This is a genomic window from Amycolatopsis coloradensis, from assembly GCF_037997115.1.
GTDB lineage: Bacteria > Actinomycetota > Actinomycetes > Mycobacteriales > Pseudonocardiaceae > Amycolatopsis > Amycolatopsis coloradensis_A.
Map to the genome: position 1 here is coordinate 4,652,497 of NZ_CP150484.1, position 23,630 is coordinate 4,676,126.

Here is a 23,630-nt window from a genome sequence, read left to right on the forward strand (position 1 = left end):
GGTGGCGAAGGACGGCGAAAATCGCGCGCTGCTTCTCGCCATGCTTAAGCCGGATGGCGATTGAGCCTGTCGTGGCTCACTTCCGATAGCCGAGGATGGTCGCCATGCCGGTTTCGTGGTGGTAGGTGTTGTGGCAGTGGATCATCCACTGGCCCGGATTGTCCGCGGTGAGATCGCAGGCGACGGTTCGGCCCGGGAGCACGATGACGGTGTCCTTACGGAGGCCGGTGCCGCCGAGACGGAAGGTATGGCCGTGGAGGTGCATGGGATGCCACATCATCGACCGGTTGCGAAAGGTGATGCGGACGCGTTGGCCTTCCCTGATCGGCAGGCGCCGCACCGGGTCGAACGGCAGGCCGTTGATTCCCCAGTCGTAGCTCATCATGCCGCCGGTCAGGTCGAGCCGGTGTTCGACATCGGGCGGCACGCCGAGTGGCGGTGTCTCCCCGACGGGCCTGAGATCGTCGTAGCGCAGGAGGTCACCGATCAGTTCCGCCGGACGGATCGAGGACGGTGGTGGGGTTCCTTCGCCGGTGCGAACCATGGCCAGTGCGGTCGCGTCCTTGCCCTCGGCGAGTGCGACGAGCGGGAAGACCCCTTCTTCGAGGGTGACGACGATGTCGTAGCGTTCGCCCATCCCGATGAGCAGTGCGTCGGTGTCGACGGGCTGGACCGCGAAGCCGTCCGAATGGGTGACCCGTAGACGATGCGAGCCGAGGGCGACCCGGAAAGCCGTGTCCGAGGCGGCGTTCACGAGCCGGACGCGAGCCCGCTGCCGGGGTCGCGCGGTGAAGACGACCGGCGCGGCAGGTACTCGTCCATTGATCAGGTGGTACGGGTAGCGGACGTCACCGCCCAGCGCTGTCCCGCCGCCCATCCCGTGCATCGATCCCCTCCCGCCGTCGCCTCGGCGTAGCCCGCCGAGGACCTCGTCAGGGGTGGTGCCGGTGTCGTCGATCCAGTCATCGAGGACGACGGTCCAGTCGTGGTCGTAACCGCCGGGGTCTTCGGGGTCCTCGACGATCACGGCGGCGTAGAGACCGCGGTCGAGCTGGGTGCCGGAGTGAGGGTGCAACCAGTGAGTGCCGGGGGTGTTCGCGATGAACCGGTAGGTGAAGGAACCGCCGGGCGGCACGGGCTCCTGGGTGAGTGACGGTACGCCGTCCATGTCGTTGCGCAGCGCCGGTCCATGCCAGTGGATCGTGGTGTCGACGGGCAGCAGGTTGCTCAGCTCGGCCTGGACGACGTCACCGGCACGCACGCGAATCTCCTTGCCGGGCACGGAACCGTCGTAGGCCCAGGTCCGTACCACGGGGCCGCCGAGGTCGACCTGGGCGGCCTGTGCGGTGAACCGGTAGCGGCGAGTGTGGCCGGTGGTGCGGCGCAGCGCTTCCACCTCCCCGACGCGAGGGTCGGTGGGCAGGATCAGGGAGGCGCCCGCTCCGGTGGGCGTGCAGGCGGCCAGAAGTCCTGTTCCGGCCAGCGCCAACCCCGCCCGGACGAAGGTGCGACGGTCGACGGCGTTCATCGTGGGGTGGTCACAGTCTCGGCGGGCCGGTCGGCGCCGGTCTCGACGCGTGGTTCGACGGTGGCAGCGCCGGGATCGGGCAACGGCCTCGGGTGATGACGGCGTAGCCGGTTGGCGTTGGCGACGACGGACAGGGAGGACAGGGCCATCGCGGCCGCGGCGATCATCGGCGACAGCCGCAGTCCGAGGAACGGGTAGAGCACTCCCGCGGCGACGGGGACGCCGATGGCGTTGTAGACCAGCGCGAAGAACAGGTTCTGCCGGATATTGCGCATGGTGGCGCGGGACAGCCGGATCGCGGTGACCACTCCACCCAAAGAGCCGGAGATCAGGGTGATGTCGGCGGCCTCGATGGCGACGTCGGTTCCGGTGCCGATGGCCAGCCCGACGTCTGCCTTGGCCAGGGCCGGCGCGTCGTTGATGCCGTCGCCGACCATGCCCACCCGGCGCCCGTCTTCCTGTAGGCGCCGGATTTCGCCTGCCTTGTGCTCGGGCAGGACTTCGGCGAGCACGCGGGTGATGCCGACCTGGCGGGCGATCGCCGCGGCGGTGCGGGCGTTGTCACCGGTGATCATGACGACCTCGACACCGAGCCGGTGCAGTGCGGTGACCGCGGCGGCGGAGTCGTCCTTGACGGTGTCGGCTACCGCGAGCACGCCGGCGGGGCGGCCGTCGACCGCGGCCAGGATGGGGGTCTTGCCCTCGCCGGACAACCGCACGCTGATCGGCTCCAGCGCGCCGGTGTCCATCCCGGCATCGGTCAGCAGCCGCGCGGTGCCGACCAGCACGGCCCGCCCGGCGACCACGGCCCGTACGCCTTTGCCGGTGATCGAGCCGAACCCGGTCGCGGTCGGCACGGTGAGGCCGCGGTCGCGGGCTCCGGCGACGACGGCCGTGGCCAACGGGTGCTCGCTATCGGCTTCGACGGCCGCCACCAGCGTGAGCAGTTCGGCTTCGGACAGTGAGCCGAGGGCTTCGACGTCGGTGAGTGTGGGCTTGCCCGCGGTGATCGTGCCCGTCTTGTCCAGCACGATCGTGTCGAGTTTGTGCGCGGTCTCCAACGCCTCGGCGGAACGGATCAGGATGCCCGCTCGGGCCCCCTTCCCGGTCCCGACCATGATCGACAGCGGAGTGGCGAGCCCGAGCGCGCAGGGGCAGGCGATGATCAACACGGCTACCGCGGACACCAGCGCCTGGGTCAGCGCGGGCGGCGGACCGGTCACGAACCAGACCGCGAACGTGGCGATGGCGATCGCGATCACGGCCGGGACGAAATAGGCGGAGGTCGCGTCGGCCAGGCGCTGGATCGGTGCCTTGGAAGCCTGCGCTTGCCGCACCATCTTGACGATCTGGGCCAACATGGTGTCAGCACCGACTTTGGCCGCCCGTACGCGCAGAGAGCCGGTCGTGTTGATCGTCGCCCCGATGACGGTGTCTCCAGTCCGTTTGGTGACCGGCATGGGCTCCCCGGTCACCATCGACTCGTCCACAGCGGACTGTCCGGAAAGGATGATCGCGTCGACCGGGACCTTCTCTCCAGGGCGGATCAGGACTTCGTCGCCGACTTGCACCTCGTCGATCGGGATCTCGGCTTCGACACCGGCACGCAGTACACGGGCGGTGCGGGCCTGTAGACCGAGGAGGGCGCGAATGGCCTCGCCGGTGCCGGCTTTGGCACGTGCTTCGAGGAGCCTGCCGAGCATGATCAGGGTGAGGATCACACCGACGGCTTCGAAGTACACCTCCCGCAGGTCGCTGGGCAACAGCCCGGGGGAGAGCGTGACGAGCAGGCTGTAGCCATAGGCGGCGGTCGTGCCCAAGGTGATGAGGCTGTTCATATCCGCGCCGCGGTGGGCGAGGGTCAGCCATCCGGTGCGGTGGATCGGCCACCCGGCGTAGAACATCACCGGCGTGGTCAACGCGAGCTGCACCCGGTGATCCAGCAGCACCGCGGGCACCAGGTCCGCACCGGACAACGAATGAGCCATCACCGCGAACAGGAGCGGCAGGGTCAAGACCGTGCCGACGAGCACCCGGCGGGTCAGGTCCGCGATCTCGGCATGTCGTTCCCGCGCCTGTGCGGCCTCGACGTCGACGGCCGCCCGGGAGTTCTCCGTCGTCTTCCCCGTGGTTTCCGGCGGCTCCTCGGCGTTCCCGTCCGAAGGAGGAGGCTCGGTGCCAGGTTCGACGATGAGCGTGCCGTGGATCATGTTCATCCCGCAGGCGAACCCGAACGAGCCGGCCCGTACCGGGGTGAGGCGCACGGTCGTGCTCTGGAACGCGGGCAGTGCCGCACTGAGCCGGAGGTCGGGGAAGACGACTTGCGAGGTGCATTCCCCGCTCTCCTGTCGGTCGAACACCATCTCCACCGGAACACCTTGGCGGACCTGGATGACGTCCGGGCGGTAGCCGCCACGCACGGTGACTTGCACCCGTTGCACTCCGTCGTCCAGCCGCGCGGTGCGGGCGCGGCGCGGGCCGAAGAAGAACCAGCCCAATGCGGCGACGGCCGCGACCGCGAGGACGACGACGACAAGGTCGGAGACGGTCATGAGAGGACTCCCTGTGACGTGGGACGTCGTTCCAGCCGACTCTTCGCCGCGATACGCCCTGCAGGTAGGGACCTTGTGACCCGGTGGAGCGACATAGGTCCCTATCCGCGGCAGGCCGGTCGGGCGAGCTTTGGTGGTGGCTGGTCTCCGTGCCGACGTCACCGAGGAGCTCCCGATGAACACATCCGACGATACCCGCATCGATCTGCGCGACCCCGACGGCGGAAGGAAGCACGGCGGGCATGGCCGGCTGATGATCGTCTGCTGTGTACCCATGCTCGCGATCGCCGTCATCCTGGTGGCGACCGGTGTCGCCGGCTCCGGATTCGTGCTCGCCGCCGTCGCCTGCGCGGTGATGATGGCGATGATGATGCGCGCGATGGGACACGGTGACGGCAACCGCGGCTAGAGCGTGCTCGGTAAGCCCGTTCGGTAGGTGGTGAAGGCCTCCTTCGCTACCTACCGGGTCAGGGTCTCGGCAAAGATGGCTATCCGCTGGTCAAGCGGGTGCCGGAGGGGGCTCGTCACAGTGGTCGGACACCTTCTCGGCTGTCCACAGGGGCCACTTGAAGTAGTCGTGAGTGATAGAGAGGGTTATTGAGGGGTAAGTCAAAGGTGGCGTGCCGGAGTTGGCGGCGGGAGTGGGACTTGCCGAAGAGTCACCTTCCTGACTGTCCATAAGGGACATTTGGGCGATTTGTGCGGTCTGGGGAGGGGGTCGTGAGTGGCAAAGAGGGTTAGAACCCAATGCCACGTAGCCTAAGTTGATCTTGGGCGAGGTTGACAGGTGGGGTGAAGGCTCCCTTCGCTGCGTCTGATGTGACGAAGGGAGCCTTCGGTCGGGTTGGTGCACGAGATCGGCGGCGTCCCGAAGGNCGAGTGGCAATTCGGGTTCTAACCCGAAACGCCACTCACGACCCCCATCGTGAAACCGCCCATCCAGGCCTCAATCGGACATTAAGTCAGCGAAAAGTGTCCTTCGTGGACACTCGGGGGCGCGGTCGGCTTCGGTCGGCCAGGGCAACCGAGTGCGTGACCTGCGGCAACCCTTACCGCTTGCGATCGAGACCCCCATCCAAGATCAACTTGAGCTACGTGGCAAAGAGGGGGTTAGAACCCTGCTTGCCACTCACGACCCCCTCGCCAAAATGGGCAGATGGCCTTTAAGCAGGCATTTCGTCGCCGACAAGCGTCCCTTGTGGACGCTGAGAGCGCGGCTGACTCCTGTCGGCCAGTCCGGAACCACGCCGCGAAGGGGTCTTTCACCGCAGAGGTCACCTCACCTTTGACTTACCCCTCAATAGAACCCTCTTCATCACTCACGACCCCGTAGGCAAGGAGGCCTTCACCACCGGATACCTGATTCCGAACCCCGCGACCAAGACGGTCGGTGCAGGTACAGGCGATCGGGATTCTGGCGAGTCTTTCTTGGGCACCTTCCGCGTTCTTCCTGTGGCCGGGAGGGTCAGTGAAGTACTTAAAAGTCCCCGCGGCAGATACCTGGAACCCTCTTGACCCGAACCCGAATCGCCACTCACGACGTCTGCCGGATCTCCGCGAGGACCGCGTTCACGACGTCCGGGACGGCCGCCGCGACGGCCGGGCTCAGGCCGAGGCCGAAACCCACGTCGGTCACCTCCACCGCGAAGATCACCAAATCCCCGGGGAGGCGGCCCAGTGCCTCCGCGAGTTCGACGGCCTCGGGGATTCCGAAGCCGTGTGAACTCGCGACGGGGCCGTGGACGGGCAGGGTGGTCCGGTGCCAGCGACCGTCCACACCGGGCGAGCATCGGACCGCGTCGACGAGGATGACGAGGCTCGCGTCCTCCCAGGTTTCCATGAGCCGCACGGTGTCCCCATCACTGATCTCCGCGGGAACACCGCGCCGGGCGACTTCGCGAGCCACAGCCGGACCTACGCCGTCGTCACGCCGGAATTCGTTGCCGACTCCGATGACGACCGAGTTCACCGGTGCTCCCTGGTGAGATCGAGGAAATGCGCCGAGCAGGAGATGCAGGGGTCGTAGTTGCGGATCGCGCGTTCACAAAGCGAGACCAGTGCATGGTCGTCGAGTGCGGCGTGGCGACCGACCAGCCTCGCCACGTCGTGCTCGATGGCGGGCTGGTTCTGGGCGGTCGGTGGCACGATGTCCGCGCTCAGGATCCGCCCGCCCGCGTCGATTTCGTAGCGGTGGTACAGCAGGCCGCGTGGAGCTTCGGTGATCCCGTGGCCCACCGCCGCACGAGGGGACACTTCGACGAACGGCCGATCCGGCCGCTCGTAGGTTTCGATGATCCGCAAGGCCTCCTCGACGGCGTAGACGACCTCGACGGCGCGGACCACGATGCTGCGGAACGGGTTGCGGCATGAGGTTTCCAAGCCCGCGTCGGCCGCGACGCTCACGGCGAGCGGGGACAGCCGGTCGGAGTTGAGCGTGTACCGCGCGAGCGGCCCGGTCAGGAACATCCGCCCGTCCAGCCGGGCGTGCAGTGCCGTCGAATGCGGGACCTGGTGTTCCGCCACATGCTCTCCGAACTCGCTGGAGGGGAATCGGAGGCCCGTGCTGACCACCGGTTCGCCCCGATCGAGTGGATAGCCATCGGTGTCCCGCAAGGCGAGCAGGTCATGGGGTACGTCGAGGTCGGGAAAGTCGAATCCGGATACCCAGCGCACCGTCTCCAGGGCGTCGTCCAAGGCGTGTCGCAGCGTATCCGCCAGTGCACGCAACTCGGGGAACTCAGGGACCCGGTAGAAGCCGCCGACCCGGACGTTGACCGGATGGATCGCGCGTCCCCCGATCGTCTCCATGATCAGGTTTCCCGCCTTTTTGAGCGCGAGACCCCGTTCCACTGTCTCCCGGTGGGCGGCGGCCATCGCGATGCCATCCGGGAAGCCGAGGAAGTCCGGCGCGTGCAGCAGATAGATGTGCAGAGTGTGGCTGGAGATCCACTCACCGCAATACAGCAACCGCCGCAGCGCGCGCAGTCGGTGGCCGACGTCGGCGCCGCAGGCGTCTTCGATGGCCCGGCAAGCACTCAACTGATAGGCCACCGGGCAGATTCCGCACACCCGGGCGGTGATGTCCGGTGGCTCGCGGAAGTCCCGGCCCCGGAGGAAGGCCTCGAAGAATCTCGGCGGTTCGTAAATGGCGAGTTCGACGCTCTCGACCTGGTCACCTTTCGTCCGCACGTGAAGGGAGCCTTCGCCCTCCACCCGTGCGAGTCCCGCTACCTGCAGGATGCGATTCGCGCGATGGGTCATGACCACTCCGCCGCCGTGTTGAAGGTACTGAACACCAGGTGAAGCTCGTCGTCGCCCATTCCGCTCCGGCGCAGCAACGGGACCAGCGCGGGCACGTTCGGCTGTTTCATCGGGCCGAAACAGCCGTAGCAGCCGCGGTTCACCGCCGGGCACAGGGCGCCGCAACCCGCGTGCGTCACCGGTCCGAGACAGGGAGTCCCGTGCGCGACCATCACGCAGGTCAGGCCTCGGCGTTTGCATTCGGTGCACACACTGGTGTCCGGCAGATCCGGCGCGCGCCCGGCAGCCAACGCGGTGAGAAGCTCCAGCAGTTGACCTTTGTCGATCGGGCAGCCGCGGAGTTCGTAGTCCACCTTGACGTGTTCCGCGATCGCCGTCGATGTCGCCAGGGTCTCGATGTAGTCCGGACGCGCGTACACCACGGAGCGGAACTCGTCGACGTCGGCGAAGTTGCGCAAGGCCTGGATCCCGCCGGCGGTGGCGCACGCACCGATCACGACCAGGACCGCGGATTGTTCGCGGATGCGCTGAATCCTCTCGGCTTCGGCGGCGGTGGTCACCGACCCTTCGACGAGGGAGATGTCGTAGGGACCCGGTTCGGAGACACTGGTCATTTCGGTGAAATGCGCGAACTTCACCTTTTCGGTCAAAGGCAGCAGTTCGTCCTCGCAGTCGAGCAGTGTCAGCTGGCAGCCGTCACACGAGGTGAACTTCCAGACCGCGATGGAGAGCATCACAACTCCTTCACCGGGAAGAGGGGTTCCGCCACCGGGTAGCCGACGACGGGCCCGTCCCGGCAGACGAGAAGCGGGCCGAGCTGGCAGTGTCCGCACAGGCCGTTGCCGCATTGCATGTTCCGTTCCAAGGACACTTCGATCCGCTCGGCGGGCACGCCACGGCCGAGCAGAGCTCTGGCGCAGAAGCGCATCATCGGTTCCGGCCCGCACAGGAGCGCGGTGGTGTGCGCGGGATCGATCGGATGCGTGGCGAGCGGTTCGGTGACGAAGCCGACGCGCCCGTTCCAGCCGACCTCGCCGCGGTCGACGGTGAGTACGACTTCGGGACCATCCATATCGGACAGACGACGGAGCTCTTCCCGGTACAGAAGGTCAGCGGGTGTCCGTGCGCCGGCGATGAGGATGACGCGGCGGGAAGATCGACATGCCAAGGCCTGCCGGAGCACGGGTCGCAGCGGTGCGAGCCCGATCCCGCCTGCCACGAGGAGAAGGCCCTCGTCGTCGTCGAGCCGCCAAGCCGTGCCGAACGGGCCGCGCACACCCAGGACCGTGCCGGGCTCGGCATCGTGCAGTGCCCGGCTCACCGGGCCGACGGCGCGGATGGTGTGCACCAGCGTCCCGTCGCCGGGAATCGCGCTGACGGAGATCGGTATCTCCCCGATGCCATGGGCGTAGAGCATGGCGAACTGACCGGGGCGGAACTCCGGCAGCCGATCGCCTGCCGGAGCCAATGTCAACGTCACCGAGTCACTGGTTTCGGTCACCCGGTCCGCCACCCGGTAGGGGCGGGGGTGCCACGAATCGGAGTTCACGCCGGGTTCCGGTACAGATCGAGGAGGCGGAGTCTGGTCGCCTGCAAGCGGTTCACCAGCGTCTCGAGAAGAATCCGGGTGAGCAGGAAGCCCAGCTCCGGGTCGGTCTCGACAAGCACGCGTACCTGGCTGGCGTCCAGCACCAAGGCACGGGTCGGGGCGACGGTCACCGCGCCGAAATGCCAGCGATACGGCGGGATCAGCCACGACCAGCCGAGCAGTTCTCCCGCACCCACGCTTTGCAGTGTCACCGGGCCGCGGTGGAGAACGTGGGTATCCACGGCGACCTGGCCCGAGATGATCAACCAGCACCGGTCGGCGTCGCCTCCCTCGTCGAACAATCGCGTTCCGGGGGTGTACTCCTCGATCCGGCCGGTGGCCTCCACCACCGAGCGTTGTGCTTCGGACAGGCCGGCGAGCAAGGGCGTCCCGGAGTGCGGGTCGGTCATCGTGACGCACCTTCCGCGAGTGCTGCCGCTTCCTCGGTGATGTCGATTCCCGCCGGGCACCAGGCGATGCAGCGACCGCAGCCGACGCAGCCGGAGGTACCGAACTGGTCATGCCAGGTACCGAGCTTGTGGCTCATCCATTGCCGGTATCGAGCGGCTCCCGAGGTTCGCACCGCCCCTCCGTGCAACTGTGAGAAGTCGATCTCGAAACAGGACGCCCAGCGTTGCGCACGTGTCGCACCGCCGTCGAGTTCAGTTGTGTCCTCTATGGACACACAAAAGCATGTCGGGCACACCATGGTGCAGTTGCCGCAGGTGAGACAGCGTCCGGCGACCTCTTCCCACCGGGGATGTTCGCGGCTGCCGGCAAGGAGGTCACGGAGATCGGTTTCCGGCATGGTCCTGCCCATCCGCCGGGCCGCCTCCGCGACGTCCGCGTCCGCCAGCGCGACATCATGTTCGTGCGCCGGACGTCGTGGCAGACGGGTGAGGACATCGGCACCCGCCGCGGTTCCGGCGACGGCGAGGAACCGGTGGCCTTCGCGATCGATCCGTTCCGTGAGCGCGAGGTCGTACCCCGCGTCGGCCGATGGTCCGCAGCCCATCGAAGCGCAGAAGCAGACAGCACCCGGTTCGGTGCACTGCGCGGCGACCACGAACGGCATCGGCCCGCCGACGATCTGGCGTAGCTTGCCGATCGCGGCCAGGTCGCAGGGCCGGACGCCGAAAAAGGCGTACTCGACGGGCTCTTCACGGACTGGTCGGAACCCGGCGGGCCCACTGGTGAGCAGGACACGGTGGGGCGGGTGCAGGAACCGTTTCCACGACTGCGGCCCGGCGGAATGGCCGAACACCGCCGAGTCGGCACGCCGGTGCACCCGATAGTGGCCGGGACCGGTCTCCACACCCCACCCGGAGGGGAGATCGGCCGCGGACTCCAGTTCCGCCAGTGTGATCGCCTCGTCGCGGAGCACCGGGCCGATCACCTTCCGGCCGCTCGCGATCAGCGCGCCGATCAGCGCGTCGAGCCCGGCGAGATCCAGGACGGCGTCCATCGGGTTCACCTCTCAGCAGATCCTCGGAAGTTGTTCACCGATCAGGACATCGACGATCCGGGTCGAGCCGATCAGGGTGCGCGCGCTGACCCGGCCGGCCGGGCCGTCCGTCACTTCGCCGATGACGGTCGCGTCCACCCCCTCCGGCAACGCACGCATGGCCCGGAGGACGTCCCGCGCGGATTCCGGAGCGAGCAGCCCGAGCAGACAGCCCTCGTTCGCGACGTGCATCGGGTCGAGTCCGAGCAGTTCGCACGCCGCGGCGACCGGCCGCGGTACCGGTACGTCGGCCTCGGTGATCTCGATGCCGGTGCCGGAGGCGGAAGCGAGTTCGTTCAGCGCGCTCGCGAGCCCACCCCGGGTGGGGTCCCGGAGGGTGTGCACTCCGGTGCCGCCCGCCGCGAGCATCGCGGCGACCAGCCGGTGCAGTGGACGGCTGTCCGACGCGATCTCCGCTTCGAAACCCAGCCCTTCGCGGGCACTCAGGATCGCGGTGCCGTGCAGGCCGATCGGGCCGGAGAGGACCACCACGTCACCCGGCCTGCCCCCGGCCGCGGACGGCCGTGCGCCTTCGGGCCGGAGGCCGATTCCGGTGGTCGTGACGTAGAGCCCGTCGGCCGCACCACGGCCGACCACCTTGGTGTCCCCGGTGGCGATCTCGACTCCGGCGGCGGCCGCGGCGGCCGCCGCCGAACGGGTGATCCGCCGCAGCTCGGCGATGGGAAGACCCTCTTCGATGATGTAGGCGAGGCTCAGCGCGACCGGTATGGCGCCGCGCATCGCGAGATCGTTGATCGTGCCGTGCACGGCGAGCGAACCGATGTCCCCACCTGGGAAGAAGCGTGGCGTCACGACGAATCCGTCGGTCGTGAACACGGTGTCGACGCCACCGACACCGACGACGGCGGCGTCCTCGAGCGGCTCGCCCGTGCCGAGTTCGGCGGTGATCACGTCGGTGAGCAGTTCGGTCATGAGCTGCCCACCCGAGCCGTGGCCGAGCAGTACCCGCTCGGTTTCGGCGGATGGCATCGGGCAGGCGGGACCGGCAAGGCCGGCGGGGCTGGTCATCGGAGCTCCAATCCGCGTCCGGCGTTGTGGAACGCCGCGCAGGTTCCTTCGCTCGACACCATCGGCGCGCCGAGCGGGGTCCGGGGCGTACATGCCGTTCCGTAGGCCTGGCAGTCGGTCGGCAGACGGGTGCCGCGCAGGATCTCACCCGCGATACAGGCGGGGGATTCACGGGTGACGATGTCCCCGGTGGCGAACCGCCGGTCCGCGTCGAAGCCGGCGAACGCGGGGTCGAGCGCGAGCCCGCTGGCGGGGATCTCGCCGATGCCGCGCCATTTCCGGTCGGTCACCCGGAACACCTGGGCGACGGCGTCACGAGCGGCGGTGTTGCCGGTCCGGCGCACGGCACGTACGTACTGGTTTTCCACCACTGCGCGGCCGGTTTCGAGCTGCCGCACGGCCATCAGGATGCCTTCCAGGAGATCGAGCGGTTCGAAGCCGGTCACCACGATCGGGACACCGTAGTGGTCGGCGATCGGCTCGTACTCGGTCCAGCCCATCACGGCGCAGACGTGCCCGGCGGCGAGGAAGGCCCGGACTTGGTTGTCCGGCGCCTCCAGCAGCGTCGTGATCGCGGGCGGCACGAGGACGTGGCTCACCAGGACACTGAAGTTGGTGACACCGGTCTTGGCCGCGTCCAGCACCGCCATCGCGTTGGCGGGAGCGGTCGTTTCGAATCCCACGGCGAGGAACACCACCTCGCGCTCCGGATTCTCCCGCGCGATCCGCACGGCGTCCAAAGGCGAGTAGACGACCCGGACATCCGCACCGCGTGCCTTGAGCCCGACGAGGTCTCCGGACGTACCGGGCACGCGGAGCATGTCGCCGTAGCTGGTGAAGATCACTTCCGGCCGGGCGGCGATGGCGAGCGCCTTGTCGATGATCTCGAGCGGTGTCACGCAGACCGGGCAGCCAGGACCATGGATCATTCGCATGCCCGCGGGGAGCAGTTCGTCGATCCCTTGCCGCACGATCGTATGCGTCTGGCCGCCGCAGACCTCCATCACCGTCCAAGGCCTGGTGGCGGTGGCGCGCAATTCGCCGAGCAGCCTGCGCGCCAGCGCGGGATCCCGGTACTCGTCAAGATGCTTCACGACCCCAGCTCCGTTTCGATCGCGTCCGGCATCGCACGCAGTACTCGCAGCGTCCGCGCCGCCTCCTCCTCGTCCACGACACTGATCGCGAAACCGACGTGGACGATCACGTGATCACCGACCGCGGCTTCCGGTGTGTAGGCGAGGCAAACCGGTCTCCGCAGGCCGTCGAAGTCGACGATTCCGCCGCGAGGGAAGTCCTCCTCCACGCTCACGATCCGCCCGGGTATACCGAGACACATCGATTTACCTCCCTGCCAGCAGCGCCGCCGCGATGGCCGCTTGCCCGTAGCTGATCCCGCCGTCGTTGACCGGGACCCTGTCTCCGGTGAACACCCGGAAACCCAAGTCGGCCAAGGAGCTCGTGACAGCGCCGGTGAGCCTGCGGTTCTGGAACACGCCACCACCGAGACACACCGTGTCCGTGCCGCTGACGGCGGCGGCCTTGGTCACCAGTGCGACGGTGACCTCGGTGATCGTCGCGTGGAACCGAGCCGAGAGCTCGTTCGCCGGCCGAGCCGAGCCGATGAGTTCACGCAGTGTCGGTACGGGGTCGTAGACCCACAGGTCGTCGCGGCGGTGCAGCTTCCACACGAGTGGCCTCCGCACCGGCTCGCCCGCGGCGGCGGCTTCGAGCAGAACGGCCGCTTCTCCTTCGTAGGTGTTCACCTCACAGAGCCCGAGCAGTGCCGCCGCAGCGTCGAACAGCCTTCCCGCGCTGGAGGTGACCGGGCAGTTCACGCCACGCTCGATCATCCGCCGGACCAGTTCGGTTTCCCGGTTCTCCGGTGGGGGCGGGAGGGCGCCGTCTCCGAAATCCTCGGCCCCGACCAGGTAGCCCAACGCCATCCGGTCCGGACGTCGCACGGCCACCTCGCCACCGGGCAGCGGGGCGTGGCCGAACCGGGCGAACCGCCGGTAGCCGGTGTAGGACGCCAGCAGGATCTCGCCGCCCCACAAGGTCCCGTCATCGCCGAAACCCAGCCCGTCGTACGCGACCCCGATGAACGTCCCTCGAACTCCGTGTTCGGCGGCCGTCGCGGCGACGTGGGCGTGATGGTGCTGCACCGGAATGCGCCGATCGGCGGGCCAGCTCCCCGCGTGAACGGTCGACCGGTAGCGAGGATGCTTGTCGTGGGCGCAGAACTCCGGCATCACGTTCATCCACCGGCACAGTCCGCGGGCCGTGTCTTCGAAGACTTCGAAAGCGGGGACGGTGGAGAGGTCACCTATGTGCGGGCCCTGCACGGCGTGCTCACCGGTCGCCAGCGTGACCGTGTTCTTCAGCTGCGCCCCCAAGGCCAGCACTGTCTCTGGCGAGGCGACAGGCAGGGGCAAGGGTTCCGGCGCGTATCCGCGGGCGCGTCGCACGACGCGTCCCGCGCGGACCACGGAGTCGTCATAGCGGGAGAGGATCGGCCGGTCGTGCGTGAGGATGCCGTCGACCAACGATCCGAGTCCGGACCGGACCCGCTCATCGGAGATCACGATCGGTTCACCGGCGCGGTTCCCGCTGGTCATCACCAATGGGCGGCCGAGGTCACGCAGGAGAAGGTGATGCAGTGGGCTGTTCGGAAGGAACAGGCCGATCTCGGGAAGGCGTGGCGCCACCACACCGGACACCGCGATGTCGGGGCGTGCCGTGAGGAGCACGACAGGGCGGGCCGGTGACTCGAGCAGGCGAGCCGCTTCCTTGTCCACAAAGGACAGCAGGGCCGCTTCGCGAAGATCGCGAACCATTACCGCGAACGGCTTTCCCGGCCGTTCCTTGACGGTCCGCAGCCTGTCGACCGAGAGGTCGTTTCCCGCGTCACACACCAGCTGGTAGCCGCCGATTCCCTTGATCGCCACTACGCCGCCGTTCCCGATCGCCTCGATCGCCGCTGCGAGCGCCGCGGGCCCGGTGGTGTTCGCCCAGGACAGAGCCGGCCCGCAGTCCGGGCAGGCGATGGGTTCGGCGTGGAATCGGCGATCGCCGGGGTCGTGATACTCCGTGGTGCAGGCGCCGCACATCGGGAACCGGCTCATCGTCGTCCGGACCCGGTCGTACGGAAGCTCCTCGACGATCGTCGCCCGTGGGCCGCATGCCGAACAGTTGACGAATGGGTACCGGTAGCGCCGATCGGCCGGATCGAACAGTTCCGTCAGGCAGGCGGGACAGGTGGCCAGATCCGGAGAGATCGCGCGGGTTCCCACACCGGCAGCACTGTCTCCGACCGCGAAGCTGTTCTCGTACGGTCTGGCGGCCAGCGGGGTGACGGTGACGCGTTCGACCCTCGCAGGAGCCGGCGCACCTTCGAGCACGTCACGGTGGAACGCCGCGAGCACCTCCGGCCGCCCGGACGCGGTGATCACCACATGGCCGCCGACATTCCGCACTTCGCCGCCGATGCCCAGCGTCGTCGCGACGCGATGGACATGCGGGCGGAATCCGACGCCTTGGACGGTGCCGTGCACTTCGATACGCTGCGTCACGTGTGCGCCGGTCGCCATGGCACCTCCACCGTCGGGTCCGATCCATGATCAGCGAGGCCGAGGTGGGGCGAGGAGGGCTGAACGTCCCGGACGGAGCGGCCCAATGACCTCTCTTGACGGATCGAGCAAGGCCGCGGCACCCGTCGGTGCGGTGATCGGTGTTGGCCCGGATGGATGGCCCGCGCCCCGATCGGCTCAGCCGATCAAGGACTTTCGTCCGGCACGTACAGTGCTTTGCGCCACCATCGAAGGGACGGCGACCGAGCCTGGCGACAGGCCGCCTGAGGATGAACCTTGGGATAGCCGCGAGGGAAAAGCCGACTCGGCGACCCCCGTGATGGCGTCCGGATGCCTTGGTCTTCCATCCAGGGAAGGAACGGAACGATTCATGCGGGCGGTGTCCAGACGGCAGGAAGCCCGTGCCCGGCGGTTCGCCCGCCCGTTGCTCGTCCATGACTTCGGCGCGGAAGCCGCGGGTGAGGTGGAACGCCGGGTGGCAGGCGAGTACGTGACCGTCGCCGGTGCCGTTCCCGTCTTGCGTTCGCCGATGAGCCGGATGACGCTCCGTCTCGCGGTCGATGCGCTGGTGCTGGACCGCGCGCTGCCGGACGAGCTGCCCAGGGCAGGCAAATTGGAGCTGATCTCGCGGTTCGTGTCACGCTGGATGGACGGCCAGTTCGACACGGCGGTTTCCCGGTGGGGCTACGCCCGTCGTGGCCCGCATCTGCTGTTTCGGCGCTTCTGGTTCTCCACCGCCAACATCCTGGACGAACCGGACGGCTGGCGTTTCCGTTTCCGCAGGGGCGAACCCGGCCTGTTCTACGGGGTGGACGTCACTCGCTGCGGAATCGTCAGGTTCCTGGTCGACCAGGGGCCGCCCGAACTGGCTCCTCTCCTGTGCCAGGGCGACTTCCGGATCACCCGTTACCTTCCGACAGGAGTCGCCTTCGAACGGACGCAGGTCATCGCCGAGGGTGCACCGTTCTGCGGCTTTCGTTATCGGGAAGCGCGCTGACGGCAGCGAGCTGTTCACGCCATTGTGACCAGGTGCCGTGCATCCGACGACTTGTCCGTCAAAAGACGCTGAGCATGACGGACAATGCCACGACGACGGCGAACAGTGCGATGAGCGTCCAGACCAGCGTTCGTTTCCGGTGGTTCGCCGCGGCGTCGGTGGCCACGCGGGTGGTGGCGGAGTGGTCGCCCGAGGCCATGAATTGAGAGATGGTCTCGCGCACCGCGTGTTCCACCTGTGGGTCCACGGTGGGCATCGCGGTGGAGGAGGGGTTCATGGCGTAGATGTGAGCGGGATCCTTGCTGATCCCGTAGGCGCGATGGACGATTCCGCCCAGCAGCCGGCGGTGCAGTTCGATATGGAGCCTCGCCTCGATCCGTAGCTGCCCCGCGGTGGGGGTGTCGACGCCGACCTTCGGAGTGAAGTCGAGGATCTGCTTCCGGTCGGCGACGATCCACTCGCAGGCCGATGTGTTCAAACCGCCTGTCTGAATCTCTCTCGTCAGAACCGCGAAGTCGCGGCCCGCCTTGATACCGCCGGAGACGGCCAAGACGTTGAATTTGAGATCGCCTTCGACGGGCACAGGTTCCTCCGTGAGCTTCGAGGATGGCGTCAGTTCGTAGGCGAAGGCTTTCTCATCCCCGGCACCTGCCTGGATGCGCAGCGCGAGAGCCAGCCGACGGGCGATGACGTCCTTGCTTGTCTCCACGACGGTTACGGCCCCCTCGATGCGGACCCGCCGTCGGCCGTCTGCTTCTTCGGTGACCGCGGTGACCCACAGTATTTCGGGCAGCCGGAAGTCGACCTTCAGCAGAAGGGTGGCGATCTCGTCGGGCGGTGCCATGGTGACCGGCGGAAGACCGAGCTCGGCGCGTCGCTCGTCTTCACGTTGTTCATCCTCCCGCCACACCGGTTGCGTCGTCGACTCCAAATCGACCGCGCAGGTCTGCGCGAACAGCAGACCATCGGCAGCCGTTTCTTTGTTTCGCACGTACTCATACCGGTAGACCATGATCGCTCCCCGGGGCGTGTGATTCCTTCAAATCCGACTGTGGCCAGCCGTCGCCCGACTCGAATAGGGGCGAACGTCCCACCCGGTCGGCGCGCATGACCTCGCGCCCCCGCATGCCGGCTTCGGCGTCCTCCGTTTCGCACGGCCCGCTCGAGGGCCTTTGGTCCCCGCGAGTGGGGTGGAACGACCGCTTCGTGAGGTGCGGGAGAGGCGTTGGCTTGGTTCCGAGGCCACCTGCGGACCGAAGGAGCGGTGATGGGGGAGAGTGCGAAGACACTGGATTCCGGTCGGGGGCCGATGATGCCCACCGAAGTCGAGCGGCACGGCACGGTCCGGCCATCCGTCGCGGTGCCGGGCGTGCCGTTGCTGCGTGTCCGGGGTGTCGTCAAGAAGTTCGGGTCGTTGCGGGCCCTGGACGGGGTCGATCTCGACATCCCGGCGGGACAGGTGACGGCGCTCGTCGGTGACAACGGCGCGGGTAAGTCCGTGCTGATCAAGTGCATCGCCGGTATCCACGTTCCGGATGCGGGGGAATTCTCCTGGCGGGGCGAGCCGGTGCGAATCCGTGGCCCCCGTGACGCGGCGGCGCTCGGTATCGAGACCGTCTACCAGGACCTCGCTCTCTGCGACAACCTCGACATCGTGCAGAACATGTTCCTCGGCCGGGAGCAGATGCGGCATTGGGCGCTCGACGAGGACCGGATGGAATCGGCCGCGAAGGAGACGCTGCGTAGCCTCGGCGTCACGACGGTGACCTCCGTCCGTCAGCCGGTCGGGTCGTTGTCCGGCGGTCAGCGTCAGGCGGTCGCGATCGCCAAGGCCGTGCTGTGGCACTCGAAGCTGGTGATCATGGACGAGCCGACCGCGGCATTGGGAGTCCAGCAGACCGAGGTCGTCCTGCGGCTGATCCGGCGGCTGGCCGAGCGGGGCTTGGGCGTGGTCGTGGTGTCCCACAACTTGAACGACGTCTTCGAAGTGGCCGACCGTGTCGCGGTGCTGTACCTGGGCAGGATGACGGGGGTTCACCGAACCCGCGAGCTGACCAAGGAAGCGGTCGTCGAACTGATGACCGCCGGCTTCTCGGATCGGCTCCGGACGCCTTGAGGCCACGCCGTCAAGTGACGAAGTCCTGCACCGAAAAACGAAAGCCGACGGCCCGAGACGGCACCTCCCTGTGCTCGGGAGACGACGCTCTCGTCGATGAGGCTGGAGGTCCCAGGGAGCCGGGACTGTCGCCCCTCGTGGTCCGAACGCGGTGAGAGAACGCTGAGAACCGCACATTTCGAGGAGGACCCGGAGGCCGACGATGAACATCCCATCACGTTTCCTGCGAGTCTGGCGGATCGTTCATCCCGGTCACGGCTCGCTGGCCAGGCCTGTGGACCGGCTGGAGGGACTGATCCTGGTGTTCGCGGTGCTCGTCGCGACGGCGGGGCTGCCTTTCGCCGCGGCCGCGGGTTCGGCGGTGTTCGCGGCCGGAAAAGACAGGTCGGCGGCGGAAACCGCCGTCCGGCACCGTGCCGAAGCGGTACTGATCGAGGACGGGGCGCCGGTTGTCATAGCGGTTCGGTCCGGGGGCGCCGCGGACACCACGCCCGTGATGGCGCGCTGGATGCTTCCCGATGGTTCCTTCCGGGCCGGGAAGGTGCCCGCGACGCGAGGGATGACGGCGGGCGCCCGGGTAAAGGTGTGGCTCGGCGAGGGTGGCGAGCCGGTCGAGGCACCGCTGACCCGATCAAACGCGGCCTTCCGCGGCTTCGGAGCCGGTTTGGGTCTGTGGGCGGCGGTTCTGATCCTCAGCTGGCTGGGGTACCGAGTCAGCCGGTTCTTCCTCGACCGGGCGCGCACCGATGGGTGGGAACGCGAATGGAAGACGGTGTCCCGGCGGTGGAGCCATTCATGAGCGAGTCGCGAAATTCGCCGGTCCTCGTCGGCGTCGACGGTTCGCCGGCCGGTGAGGCCGCGGCCCGCTGGGCTGCCCGCGAGGCCGCTTATCGGGCCGTACCCCTCGAGTTGCTCCACGTCTTCACCCCCTCCGTCGGCGATGGACCGACCCGCGAGGCTGGGATGAACTGCCTGATCCGGGCAGAAGCCATAGCGCGGCAAACCGTGCCCGGGCAGCCATCAGCGCGCGTGCTCCAGCCCGGCGACGCCGTGGAGAAGCTCATCGAGCGGTCGGGTTCGGTGGCGGTCATCGCGGTCGGGGCCTGGGGATTCGGCCGTGGTGCGAATCCCTTTCTCGGTGGGGTCGCCCGCGCAGTCGTGGCCCGGAGCAAGGCGCCGGTGGTCGTGGTGCGGGGCCAGCCGCCCGACACCGGACCGGTGGTCGTCGGTGTGGACGATTCACCGGACGGAGCGGCCGCCCTGCGTTTCGCGTATGCGGCGGCCGCCGTCCGTGGTTGCCCGCTGATCGCGGTCCGAGTGTGGTACGACCTTGAGGAAGAAGCCGCCGGCGCCCGGATGCTGGCCGAAAGCGTCGAATACCTGCGGCGGGCAAGGTCCGGCGTGCTCGTCCAGCCGCGGCTGGTCCGCGAACGCCATCGTGCGGACGGGATACTGTCCGCGTCGGCCGGCCCGCGGCTGATCGTCGTCGGATCACGCCGGAGGCGTATGCGTGGCAGGTCGATACTGGGGATCACGACACACGCGATTCTCGATCGGGCTCGGTGCCCGGTCGCGGTGGTACCGGCTCTCAGCCGGCCCCGGTAGCCTTCGTCAAGCGTGCTTTGAGGCAGGCGGCGGCTCGCTCGGGTGTCGTCGTCACCACCGGTATGCCGGTGGCGGATTCCAGGCCGGCTGGCACGGTCCGCCTGGGCAGGATGTGGATCGACCAGGTCAGGAAGGGCGCCTGTTCCCAGCCGGTCGGTGCCGTGTCGACGACGATGTTGTACGCGAGATCGGCGATTTCCTCGCCAAGGGCACCGAGAACGAGACGCAACGTGTGCGCGATTTCCCGCAGTTCGGGCCTCGGCACCATGGCGAAGTCGGCACGGGCCCGCCTGGGGACCAAACGCAGTTCGTAGGCCGCGGTGGGCGCGAAAGGGGCGAAAACGACGGTGTTCTCCGCGCTGTGGACGATTCTTTCGGCCACGGCGAATTCCTCGGCGAGCTCGTCCGAGGCGAAGGGCCGTCCGAACCGCCGATGGTGTTCGCGGAACGCTTCGAGCCTGCGGAGGGTGCCGGGGGCGAGCACCGGGAGCCCGGCGAGCTGCGAATGCGGATGAGACAGCGAGGTCCCCGCCGCCCTGCCGTGATTGCGAAAGATCACGACCTGGGCGGCGTAACCGCGAAGGGCGATGTGCCGTTGTTGCCAGGTGAAAAGCACGTCGGTCAGCTCCGCGTCGCTCCCGGTCACAGGATCCCAATCGTGACGAGGGGATTCGATGATCACCTCATGCCGATCGGACAACGCGTAACGGTTGGGGACGGCGCGGACGCGCCAGCCGACACCGTCGACCGCCGGGAGGCGCCAGCTCTCCGGCGGGGTGTCCTCGCCTGGGCCGGGGCAGAATGGGCACCCACCCGTTTCACCGTGCGGCCGGGCGGCCCGGCCAGGCGCGAGGATCGTCCAATCGCCGGTAAGTCGTTGCTGACGCAGTTCTCCACCGTGCCACTGTCGGGTCGTCGTCACGGGATCCCTGCTTCGGTTCGAGCGAAGATCTCCTGACACCGGTGTGAGCAGAACCGGAAGGTCTTGCCGCCGAGGTTGGTCTCCAGCCCCGGTTCGGCGGTATGGGTGGCCATCCCGCATACCGGGTCCCGGTGGTCTCCCGTCTTGGTCAGCTCGGCGGCGTCGCGCCCGGCGGCCACCTCGTCCATGAGGGTCAGTTCGTCGAGGAGCAGACGCGGCAGCAGGAAGTGTTTCCGGACCCTTTCGTGGCCTGCCGCACCGAGTGCCGCCGTCCTGGCCGGATCGGTGAGCAGGGCACTCAGCGCGTCGGCGCATTCGGTCACGGAGTCGACCAGTATTCCGCCCGAGTCATCGGCGACCTGCAACGGGATCCCTCCCGCCGCGCCCGCCACGATGGGTGTCCCTTTCCAGAGCGCTTCCGACACGACGAGACCGAAGCCTTCACGGATCGACTTCTGCACCATGACGGTCGACATCCGCTGGAAGGCGTTGACCTCGATGTTGCCCACACCGGTGAGGTTGGTGAACACGTGAATGTCCGGATCTCCCTCGCTCTCGGCTGTGATGGCGCGATAGACCGCCCAGGCCTCCGGATCATCCAGTGCCATCGAGCCGACCAGTGCCAGCTGAACGTCCGGCACCGTCCGCCGGACGGTCCTGAAGGCCGCGATCACGCCGAGGGGGTCCTTCCACGGGTCGAATCGGGACACCTGGGTGACGAGCGGGCGGTCTGGTTCGATCCCGATCCAGTTGAGGACCGCCCGCGTCGTGCGGTCGTCGAGCGACATGTTCTTCGGGCTCAGCGGATCTATCGCGGGCGGGATGATGTTGACGCCCGTCCGGTCGAGGTCCGGCGGGGCGAACTGGGCCATGGTGAACACGGTCGCGTCGTACGGTGTGAGGAAGGGCCGGAGATAGGACCACGCGGCCGGGTCGGGGGCGGAGGTGTCGATGTGGCAGCGCCAGATCCACTTCGCCGATCCATGGTCCACAAAGGACAGAACTGCGGACGGCTGCGGATCGTGCACGAAAACGAAGTCATAGCCGGGGAACTGAGGATCGGCGGCGAGCTCTGCGGCGTTGTCCGCCGCGGTCTGTTCGTAGAGCGCGCGATCGGCTTCGGTGATCGGCTCGTCAGCCGCGCCTTGCAGCGCGTTGTGCAGCTTCTTGGTGACGGTGAAGAACGGAGGCCTGCCACTGATGATTTTCCAGGTGGCGTCGATTCCGAGATCGTTGTAGAGCGGGACCGTCGAGCGCAGCAGCTCGGAAACACCACCGCCGTACGGCGTCGCGCTCAAATGCAGCACCCGCGCGCCGCGGAGCCTGTTCGTGACCTCCGCGAGCGGTTCCATGATCTGGTCGGGCACCACGGTCCGGTACGCGGATATGGACAGTTCTCCGACGTCGACCGTCTGAAGCATCGTCACACCCGCTCGGCAGGCCGGGCACCGGGGTCGAGCGGTCTTCTGCCGTAGGTGAGGTAGGCGATCGGCCCGATGAAGTTGATCGCGATGATGAGGGCCCATGCCTTCTTGGTGCCCCGGATCTCGATGGCGGGCCGCATCGCCAGATCGGTCCACGCCACCGCGGCGAGGGTCAGCTGCACCCCGGTGAGGAACCCCAGTACCGCGGACGGAGGCTTGTGGTGTTCGGTTCCCTCGTCGTGGTTCATCGTCCGCTCCCGTCGGTCGTTTGCCGTTCGTCGAGCATCTCCGATCGGCGTCCCCGGCGGGAGGGACGGAGGTCCCCGACGTCCGGCTGTTCGGCCTCGGTGGAATCGGCCTGGCAGTGGTCCGCCTCGACCGCTGAACTCGTCGCTCTGGTGCCGAAGGTCCCGTCGAGCGGGGACGAACGGCGGGCGCGACCAGTCCCGTGTGCTGGAAGCGTGGTCGGTGAATCCGCCCGTCCGACCGGAGGTGCACCATGCCGACCCGACCCGTACTGCGAGAACTCGGCCTCAACACAGGGAAGAAGGCCAGGCTGCGCCGTATCCTGTTCCGGCACGGGCTGTGCAACGGGACCGCGTTCTTCCTGCCGTACGACCAAGGCCTCGAGCACGGGCCGCGTGACTTCTTCGCGAACCCGGCGGCGAGCGACCCTCGCTTCATCGTCAAACTCGCCCTCGAAGGCGGGTTCAACGGGATCGTCACGCAGATCGGACTCGCCGAGAAGTTCTACTGGGACTACGCGGGTGAGGTCCCGCTGGTGCTGAAGCTCAACGGCAAGACCGACATCCCGGCCGACGAGCGGGCGCTCTCCCCGGTCAACGCGACGGTGGAGGACGCCGTGCGGCTCGGGGCGGACGCCGTCGGCTACACCTTGTATGTCGGGACTCCCGCGCAGGAGGCGGATTTCGAGCAGTACCGGCGTGTCCGGGAGGATGCTCACCGCCTCGGCATGCCGCTGATCGTCTGGGCATACCCGCGCGGTGCCGCCATCGAGGCCAAAGGCGGCAAGGATTCCTTCTACGCCGTCGACTACGCGGCTCGGACGGCTTCCGAGCTCGGCGCGGACGTGGTGAAGGTGAACTTTCCGCATCCGGAGAAGCGTGCGGCGGTGCCGTCGTCCTATGACGAGGAGTTCACCACTCAGCAGGCCATCGACGCCGTCGTGCGGTCCGCCAACAGGACGCTGGTGCTGGTCTCCGGCGGAGCGAAGCTGGGCGACGAAGCCATGTTGGAGAAGGCGCACGAGTCGATGGACGCCGGCGCCACCGGACTGATCTTCGGCCGCAACGTCTGGCAGCGAGAACATGACGAATCCCTGCGGTTCGTCGCCGCGCTTCGTGAGATCCTGGCCAAGTACCCCGGAGAAAGCGAGTGATCGCGCCCGGTCGGCTCCGCTTGCGTGCCCACCGATGCCTGACGAAGAGGTGAAGGCATTCGGCGCTGGTTTTCCGGCCCGGCGGCAGGCCGATCGCCTCGACGGGGTTTCTTGCGCG

At 67.9% G+C, this 23,630-nt stretch carries 22 protein-coding genes; 6 read left to right on the forward strand and 16 right to left on the reverse strand.

What is annotated here, in order from left to right; all coding sequences use genetic code 11:
* Positions 1–76: 76 nt before the first annotated feature.
* Complete coding sequence (locus LCL61_RS21775; RefSeq protein ID WP_340681404.1) at positions 77–1,528, reverse strand: multicopper oxidase family protein; 1,452 nt, start codon at positions 1,526–1,528, stop codon at positions 77–79.
* The gene (locus LCL61_RS21780; RefSeq protein WP_340681405.1) at positions 1,525–4,080 is read right to left on the reverse strand and encodes a heavy metal translocating P-type ATPase; all 2,556 of its coding nucleotides are present in this window, start codon (positions 4,078–4,080) and stop codon (positions 1,525–1,527) included. Before LCL61_RS21780 ends, LCL61_RS21775 begins: the two co-directional genes overlap by 4 nt.
* A gap of 175 nt (positions 4,081–4,255) precedes the next feature.
* Between LCL61_RS21780 and LCL61_RS21785 the strand changes: the two genes are divergently transcribed.
* Positions 4,256–4,489, forward strand: a complete 234-nt coding sequence (locus LCL61_RS21785; protein WP_340681406.1) for a hypothetical protein — start codon at positions 4,256–4,258, stop codon at positions 4,487–4,489.
* Between the two features lie 1,125 nt (positions 4,490–5,614).
* Here LCL61_RS21785 and LCL61_RS21790 read toward each other — a convergent pair.
* Genes LCL61_RS21790 through hypF form a run of 10 tightly spaced genes read right to left on the reverse strand, consistent with a single transcriptional unit; the run spans position 5,615 to position 15,049 of the window.
* Positions 5,615–6,049: a hydrogenase maturation protease gene (locus tag LCL61_RS21790; protein WP_340681407.1), complete on the reverse strand. Its 435-nt coding sequence runs from the start codon at positions 6,047–6,049 to the stop codon at positions 5,615–5,617.
* Positions 6,046–7,341 (reverse strand): Ni/Fe hydrogenase subunit alpha, encoded by a 1,296-nt coding sequence (locus tag LCL61_RS21795; RefSeq protein WP_340681408.1) that lies wholly within the window; start codon positions 7,339–7,341, stop codon positions 6,046–6,048. Before LCL61_RS21795 ends, LCL61_RS21790 begins: the two co-directional genes overlap by 4 nt.
* On the reverse strand, positions 7,338–8,075 hold the full coding sequence (locus LCL61_RS21800; protein WP_340681409.1) for an oxidoreductase: 738 nt from the start codon (positions 8,073–8,075) through the stop codon (positions 7,338–7,340). The genes LCL61_RS21795 and LCL61_RS21800 overlap by 4 nt, the downstream gene beginning before the upstream one ends.
* Entirely contained in the window at positions 8,075–8,842 is a 768-nt protein-coding gene (locus tag LCL61_RS21805) for an FAD/NAD(P)-binding protein (RefSeq protein WP_340681410.1), read from the reverse strand. The genes LCL61_RS21800 and LCL61_RS21805 overlap by 1 nt, the downstream gene beginning before the upstream one ends.
* Before the next feature lie 44 nt (positions 8,843–8,886).
* A complete protein-coding gene (locus tag LCL61_RS21810; RefSeq protein ID WP_340681411.1) occupies positions 8,887–9,339 on the reverse strand; it encodes a cyclic nucleotide-binding domain-containing protein in 453 nt (150 codons plus the stop codon).
* Positions 9,336–10,394, reverse strand: a complete 1,059-nt coding sequence (locus tag LCL61_RS21815) for a 4Fe-4S dicluster domain-containing protein (RefSeq protein WP_340681412.1) — start codon at positions 10,392–10,394, stop codon at positions 9,336–9,338. Before LCL61_RS21815 ends, LCL61_RS21810 begins: the two co-directional genes overlap by 4 nt.
* Before the next feature lie 12 nt (positions 10,395–10,406).
* Positions 10,407–11,462, reverse strand: coding sequence for a hydrogenase expression/formation protein HypE (gene hypE, locus LCL61_RS21820; RefSeq protein ID WP_340681413.1), 1,056 nt, complete (start codon positions 11,460–11,462; stop codon positions 10,407–10,409).
* On the reverse strand, positions 11,459–12,556 hold the full coding sequence (gene hypD / locus LCL61_RS21825) for a hydrogenase formation protein HypD (RefSeq protein WP_340681414.1): 1,098 nt from the start codon (positions 12,554–12,556) through the stop codon (positions 11,459–11,461). Before hypD ends, hypE begins: the two co-directional genes overlap by 4 nt.
* The gene (locus LCL61_RS21830) at positions 12,553–12,771 is read right to left on the reverse strand and encodes a HypC/HybG/HupF family hydrogenase formation chaperone (RefSeq protein WP_340681415.1); all 219 of its coding nucleotides are present in this window, start codon (positions 12,769–12,771) and stop codon (positions 12,553–12,555) included. Before LCL61_RS21830 ends, hypD begins: the two co-directional genes overlap by 4 nt.
* A gap of 31 nt (positions 12,772–12,802) precedes the next feature.
* On the reverse strand, positions 12,803–15,049 hold the full coding sequence (gene hypF / locus LCL61_RS21835; RefSeq protein WP_340681416.1) for a carbamoyltransferase HypF: 2,247 nt from the start codon (positions 15,047–15,049) through the stop codon (positions 12,803–12,805).
* A 370-nt stretch (positions 15,050–15,419) separates the two neighbouring features.
* Here hypF and LCL61_RS21840 point away from each other — a divergent pair, with 370 nt between their 5' ends.
* Positions 15,420–16,046 carry an L-2-amino-thiazoline-4-carboxylic acid hydrolase gene (locus LCL61_RS21840; RefSeq protein WP_340681417.1) on the forward strand — a complete coding sequence of 209 codons (627 nt, stop codon included), beginning with the start codon at positions 15,420–15,422 and terminating at the stop codon, positions 16,044–16,046.
* Positions 16,047–16,104: 58 nt separating this feature from the next.
* Here LCL61_RS21840 and LCL61_RS21845 read toward each other — a convergent pair whose 3' ends face one another.
* Complete coding sequence (locus LCL61_RS21845) at positions 16,105–17,058, reverse strand: hypothetical protein (RefSeq protein WP_340681418.1); 954 nt, start codon at positions 17,056–17,058, stop codon at positions 16,105–16,107.
* A gap of 300 nt (positions 17,059–17,358) precedes the next feature.
* Between LCL61_RS21845 and LCL61_RS21850 the strand changes: the two genes are divergently transcribed.
* From LCL61_RS21850 to LCL61_RS21860, 3 genes are all read left to right on the forward strand, one after another.
* The gene (locus LCL61_RS21850; protein WP_340688645.1) at positions 17,359–18,162 is read left to right on the forward strand and encodes an ATP-binding cassette domain-containing protein; all 804 of its coding nucleotides are present in this window, start codon (positions 17,359–17,361) and stop codon (positions 18,160–18,162) included.
* 202 nt (positions 18,163–18,364) lie between these two features.
* Positions 18,365–18,961, forward strand: a complete 597-nt coding sequence (locus tag LCL61_RS21855; protein WP_340681419.1) for an Rv1733c family protein — start codon at positions 18,365–18,367, stop codon at positions 18,959–18,961.
* Positions 18,958–19,767, forward strand: a complete 810-nt coding sequence (locus LCL61_RS21860; protein WP_340681420.1) for a universal stress protein — start codon at positions 18,958–18,960, stop codon at positions 19,765–19,767. The genes LCL61_RS21855 and LCL61_RS21860 overlap by 4 nt, the downstream gene beginning before the upstream one ends.
* On the opposite strand, the gene LCL61_RS21865 is transcribed toward LCL61_RS21860, so the two are convergent.
* Genes LCL61_RS21865 through LCL61_RS21875 form a run of 3 tightly spaced genes read right to left on the reverse strand, consistent with a single transcriptional unit; the run spans position 19,751 to position 22,361 of the window.
* The gene (locus LCL61_RS21865) at positions 19,751–20,689 is read right to left on the reverse strand and encodes a galactose-1-phosphate uridylyltransferase (RefSeq protein WP_340681421.1); all 939 of its coding nucleotides are present in this window, start codon (positions 20,687–20,689) and stop codon (positions 19,751–19,753) included. The two genes, LCL61_RS21860 and LCL61_RS21865, sit on opposite strands and share 17 nt — an antisense overlap.
* Positions 20,686–22,110, reverse strand: a complete 1,425-nt coding sequence (locus LCL61_RS21870) for a glycosyltransferase (protein WP_340681422.1) — start codon at positions 22,108–22,110, stop codon at positions 20,686–20,688. The genes LCL61_RS21865 and LCL61_RS21870 overlap by 4 nt, the downstream gene beginning before the upstream one ends.
* 2 nt (positions 22,111–22,112) lie before the next feature.
* Positions 22,113–22,361: a PLDc N-terminal domain-containing protein gene (locus LCL61_RS21875; RefSeq protein ID WP_340681423.1), complete on the reverse strand. Its 249-nt coding sequence runs from the start codon at positions 22,359–22,361 to the stop codon at positions 22,113–22,115.
* A 251-nt stretch (positions 22,362–22,612) separates the two neighbouring features.
* Here LCL61_RS21875 and LCL61_RS21880 point away from each other — a divergent pair, with 251 nt between their 5' ends.
* The gene (locus tag LCL61_RS21880) at positions 22,613–23,512 is read left to right on the forward strand and encodes a fructose-bisphosphate aldolase (protein WP_340681424.1); all 900 of its coding nucleotides are present in this window, start codon (positions 22,613–22,615) and stop codon (positions 23,510–23,512) included.
* Positions 23,513–23,630: the final 118 nt, after the last annotated feature.

Bases quoted from the DNA above. Each gene is read 5' to 3' on its own strand.
- LCL61_RS21775 (WP_340681404.1), bottom strand. From the start codon at position 1,528: ATGAACGCCGTCGACCGTCGCACCTTCGTCCGGGCGGGGTTGGCGCTG.
- LCL61_RS21780 (WP_340681405.1), bottom strand. From the start codon at position 4,080: ATGACCGTCTCCGACCTTGTCGTCGTCGTCCTCGCGGTCGCGGCCGTC.
- LCL61_RS21785 (WP_340681406.1), top strand. From the start codon at position 4,256: ATGAACACATCCGACGATACCCGCATCGATCTGCGCGACCCCGACGGC.
- LCL61_RS21795 (WP_340681408.1), bottom strand. From the start codon at position 7,341: ATGACCCATCGCGCGAATCGCATCCTGCAGGTAGCGGGACTCGCACGG.
- LCL61_RS21800 (WP_340681409.1), bottom strand. From the start codon at position 8,075: ATGCTCTCCATCGCGGTCTGGAAGTTCACCTCGTGTGACGGCTGCCAG.
- LCL61_RS21810 (WP_340681411.1), bottom strand. From the start codon at position 9,339: ATGACCGACCCGCACTCCGGGACGCCCTTGCTCGCCGGCCTGTCCGAA.
- LCL61_RS21815 (WP_340681412.1), bottom strand. From the start codon at position 10,394: ATGGACGCCGTCCTGGATCTCGCCGGGCTCGACGCGCTGATCGGCGCG.
- hypE (WP_340681413.1), bottom strand. From the start codon at position 11,462: ATGACCAGCCCCGCCGGCCTTGCCGGTCCCGCCTGCCCGATGCCATCC.
- hypF (WP_340681416.1), bottom strand. From the start codon at position 15,049: ATGGCGACCGGCGCACACGTGACGCAGCGTATCGAAGTGCACGGCACC.
- LCL61_RS21840 (WP_340681417.1), top strand. From the start codon at position 15,420: ATGCGGGCGGTGTCCAGACGGCAGGAAGCCCGTGCCCGGCGGTTCGCC.
- LCL61_RS21845 (WP_340681418.1), bottom strand. From the start codon at position 17,058: ATGGTCTACCGGTATGAGTACGTGCGAAACAAAGAAACGGCTGCCGAT.
- LCL61_RS21850 (WP_340688645.1), top strand. From the start codon at position 17,359: ATGCCCACCGAAGTCGAGCGGCACGGCACGGTCCGGCCATCCGTCGCG.
- LCL61_RS21855 (WP_340681419.1), top strand. From the start codon at position 18,365: ATGAACATCCCATCACGTTTCCTGCGAGTCTGGCGGATCGTTCATCCC.
- LCL61_RS21860 (WP_340681420.1), top strand. From the start codon at position 18,958: ATGAGCGAGTCGCGAAATTCGCCGGTCCTCGTCGGCGTCGACGGTTCG.
- LCL61_RS21870 (WP_340681422.1), bottom strand. From the start codon at position 22,110: ATGCTTCAGACGGTCGACGTCGGAGAACTGTCCATATCCGCGTACCGG.
- LCL61_RS21875 (WP_340681423.1), bottom strand. From the start codon at position 22,361: ATGAACCACGACGAGGGAACCGAACACCACAAGCCTCCGTCCGCGGTA.
- LCL61_RS21880 (WP_340681424.1), top strand. From the start codon at position 22,613: ATGCCGACCCGACCCGTACTGCGAGAACTCGGCCTCAACACAGGGAAG.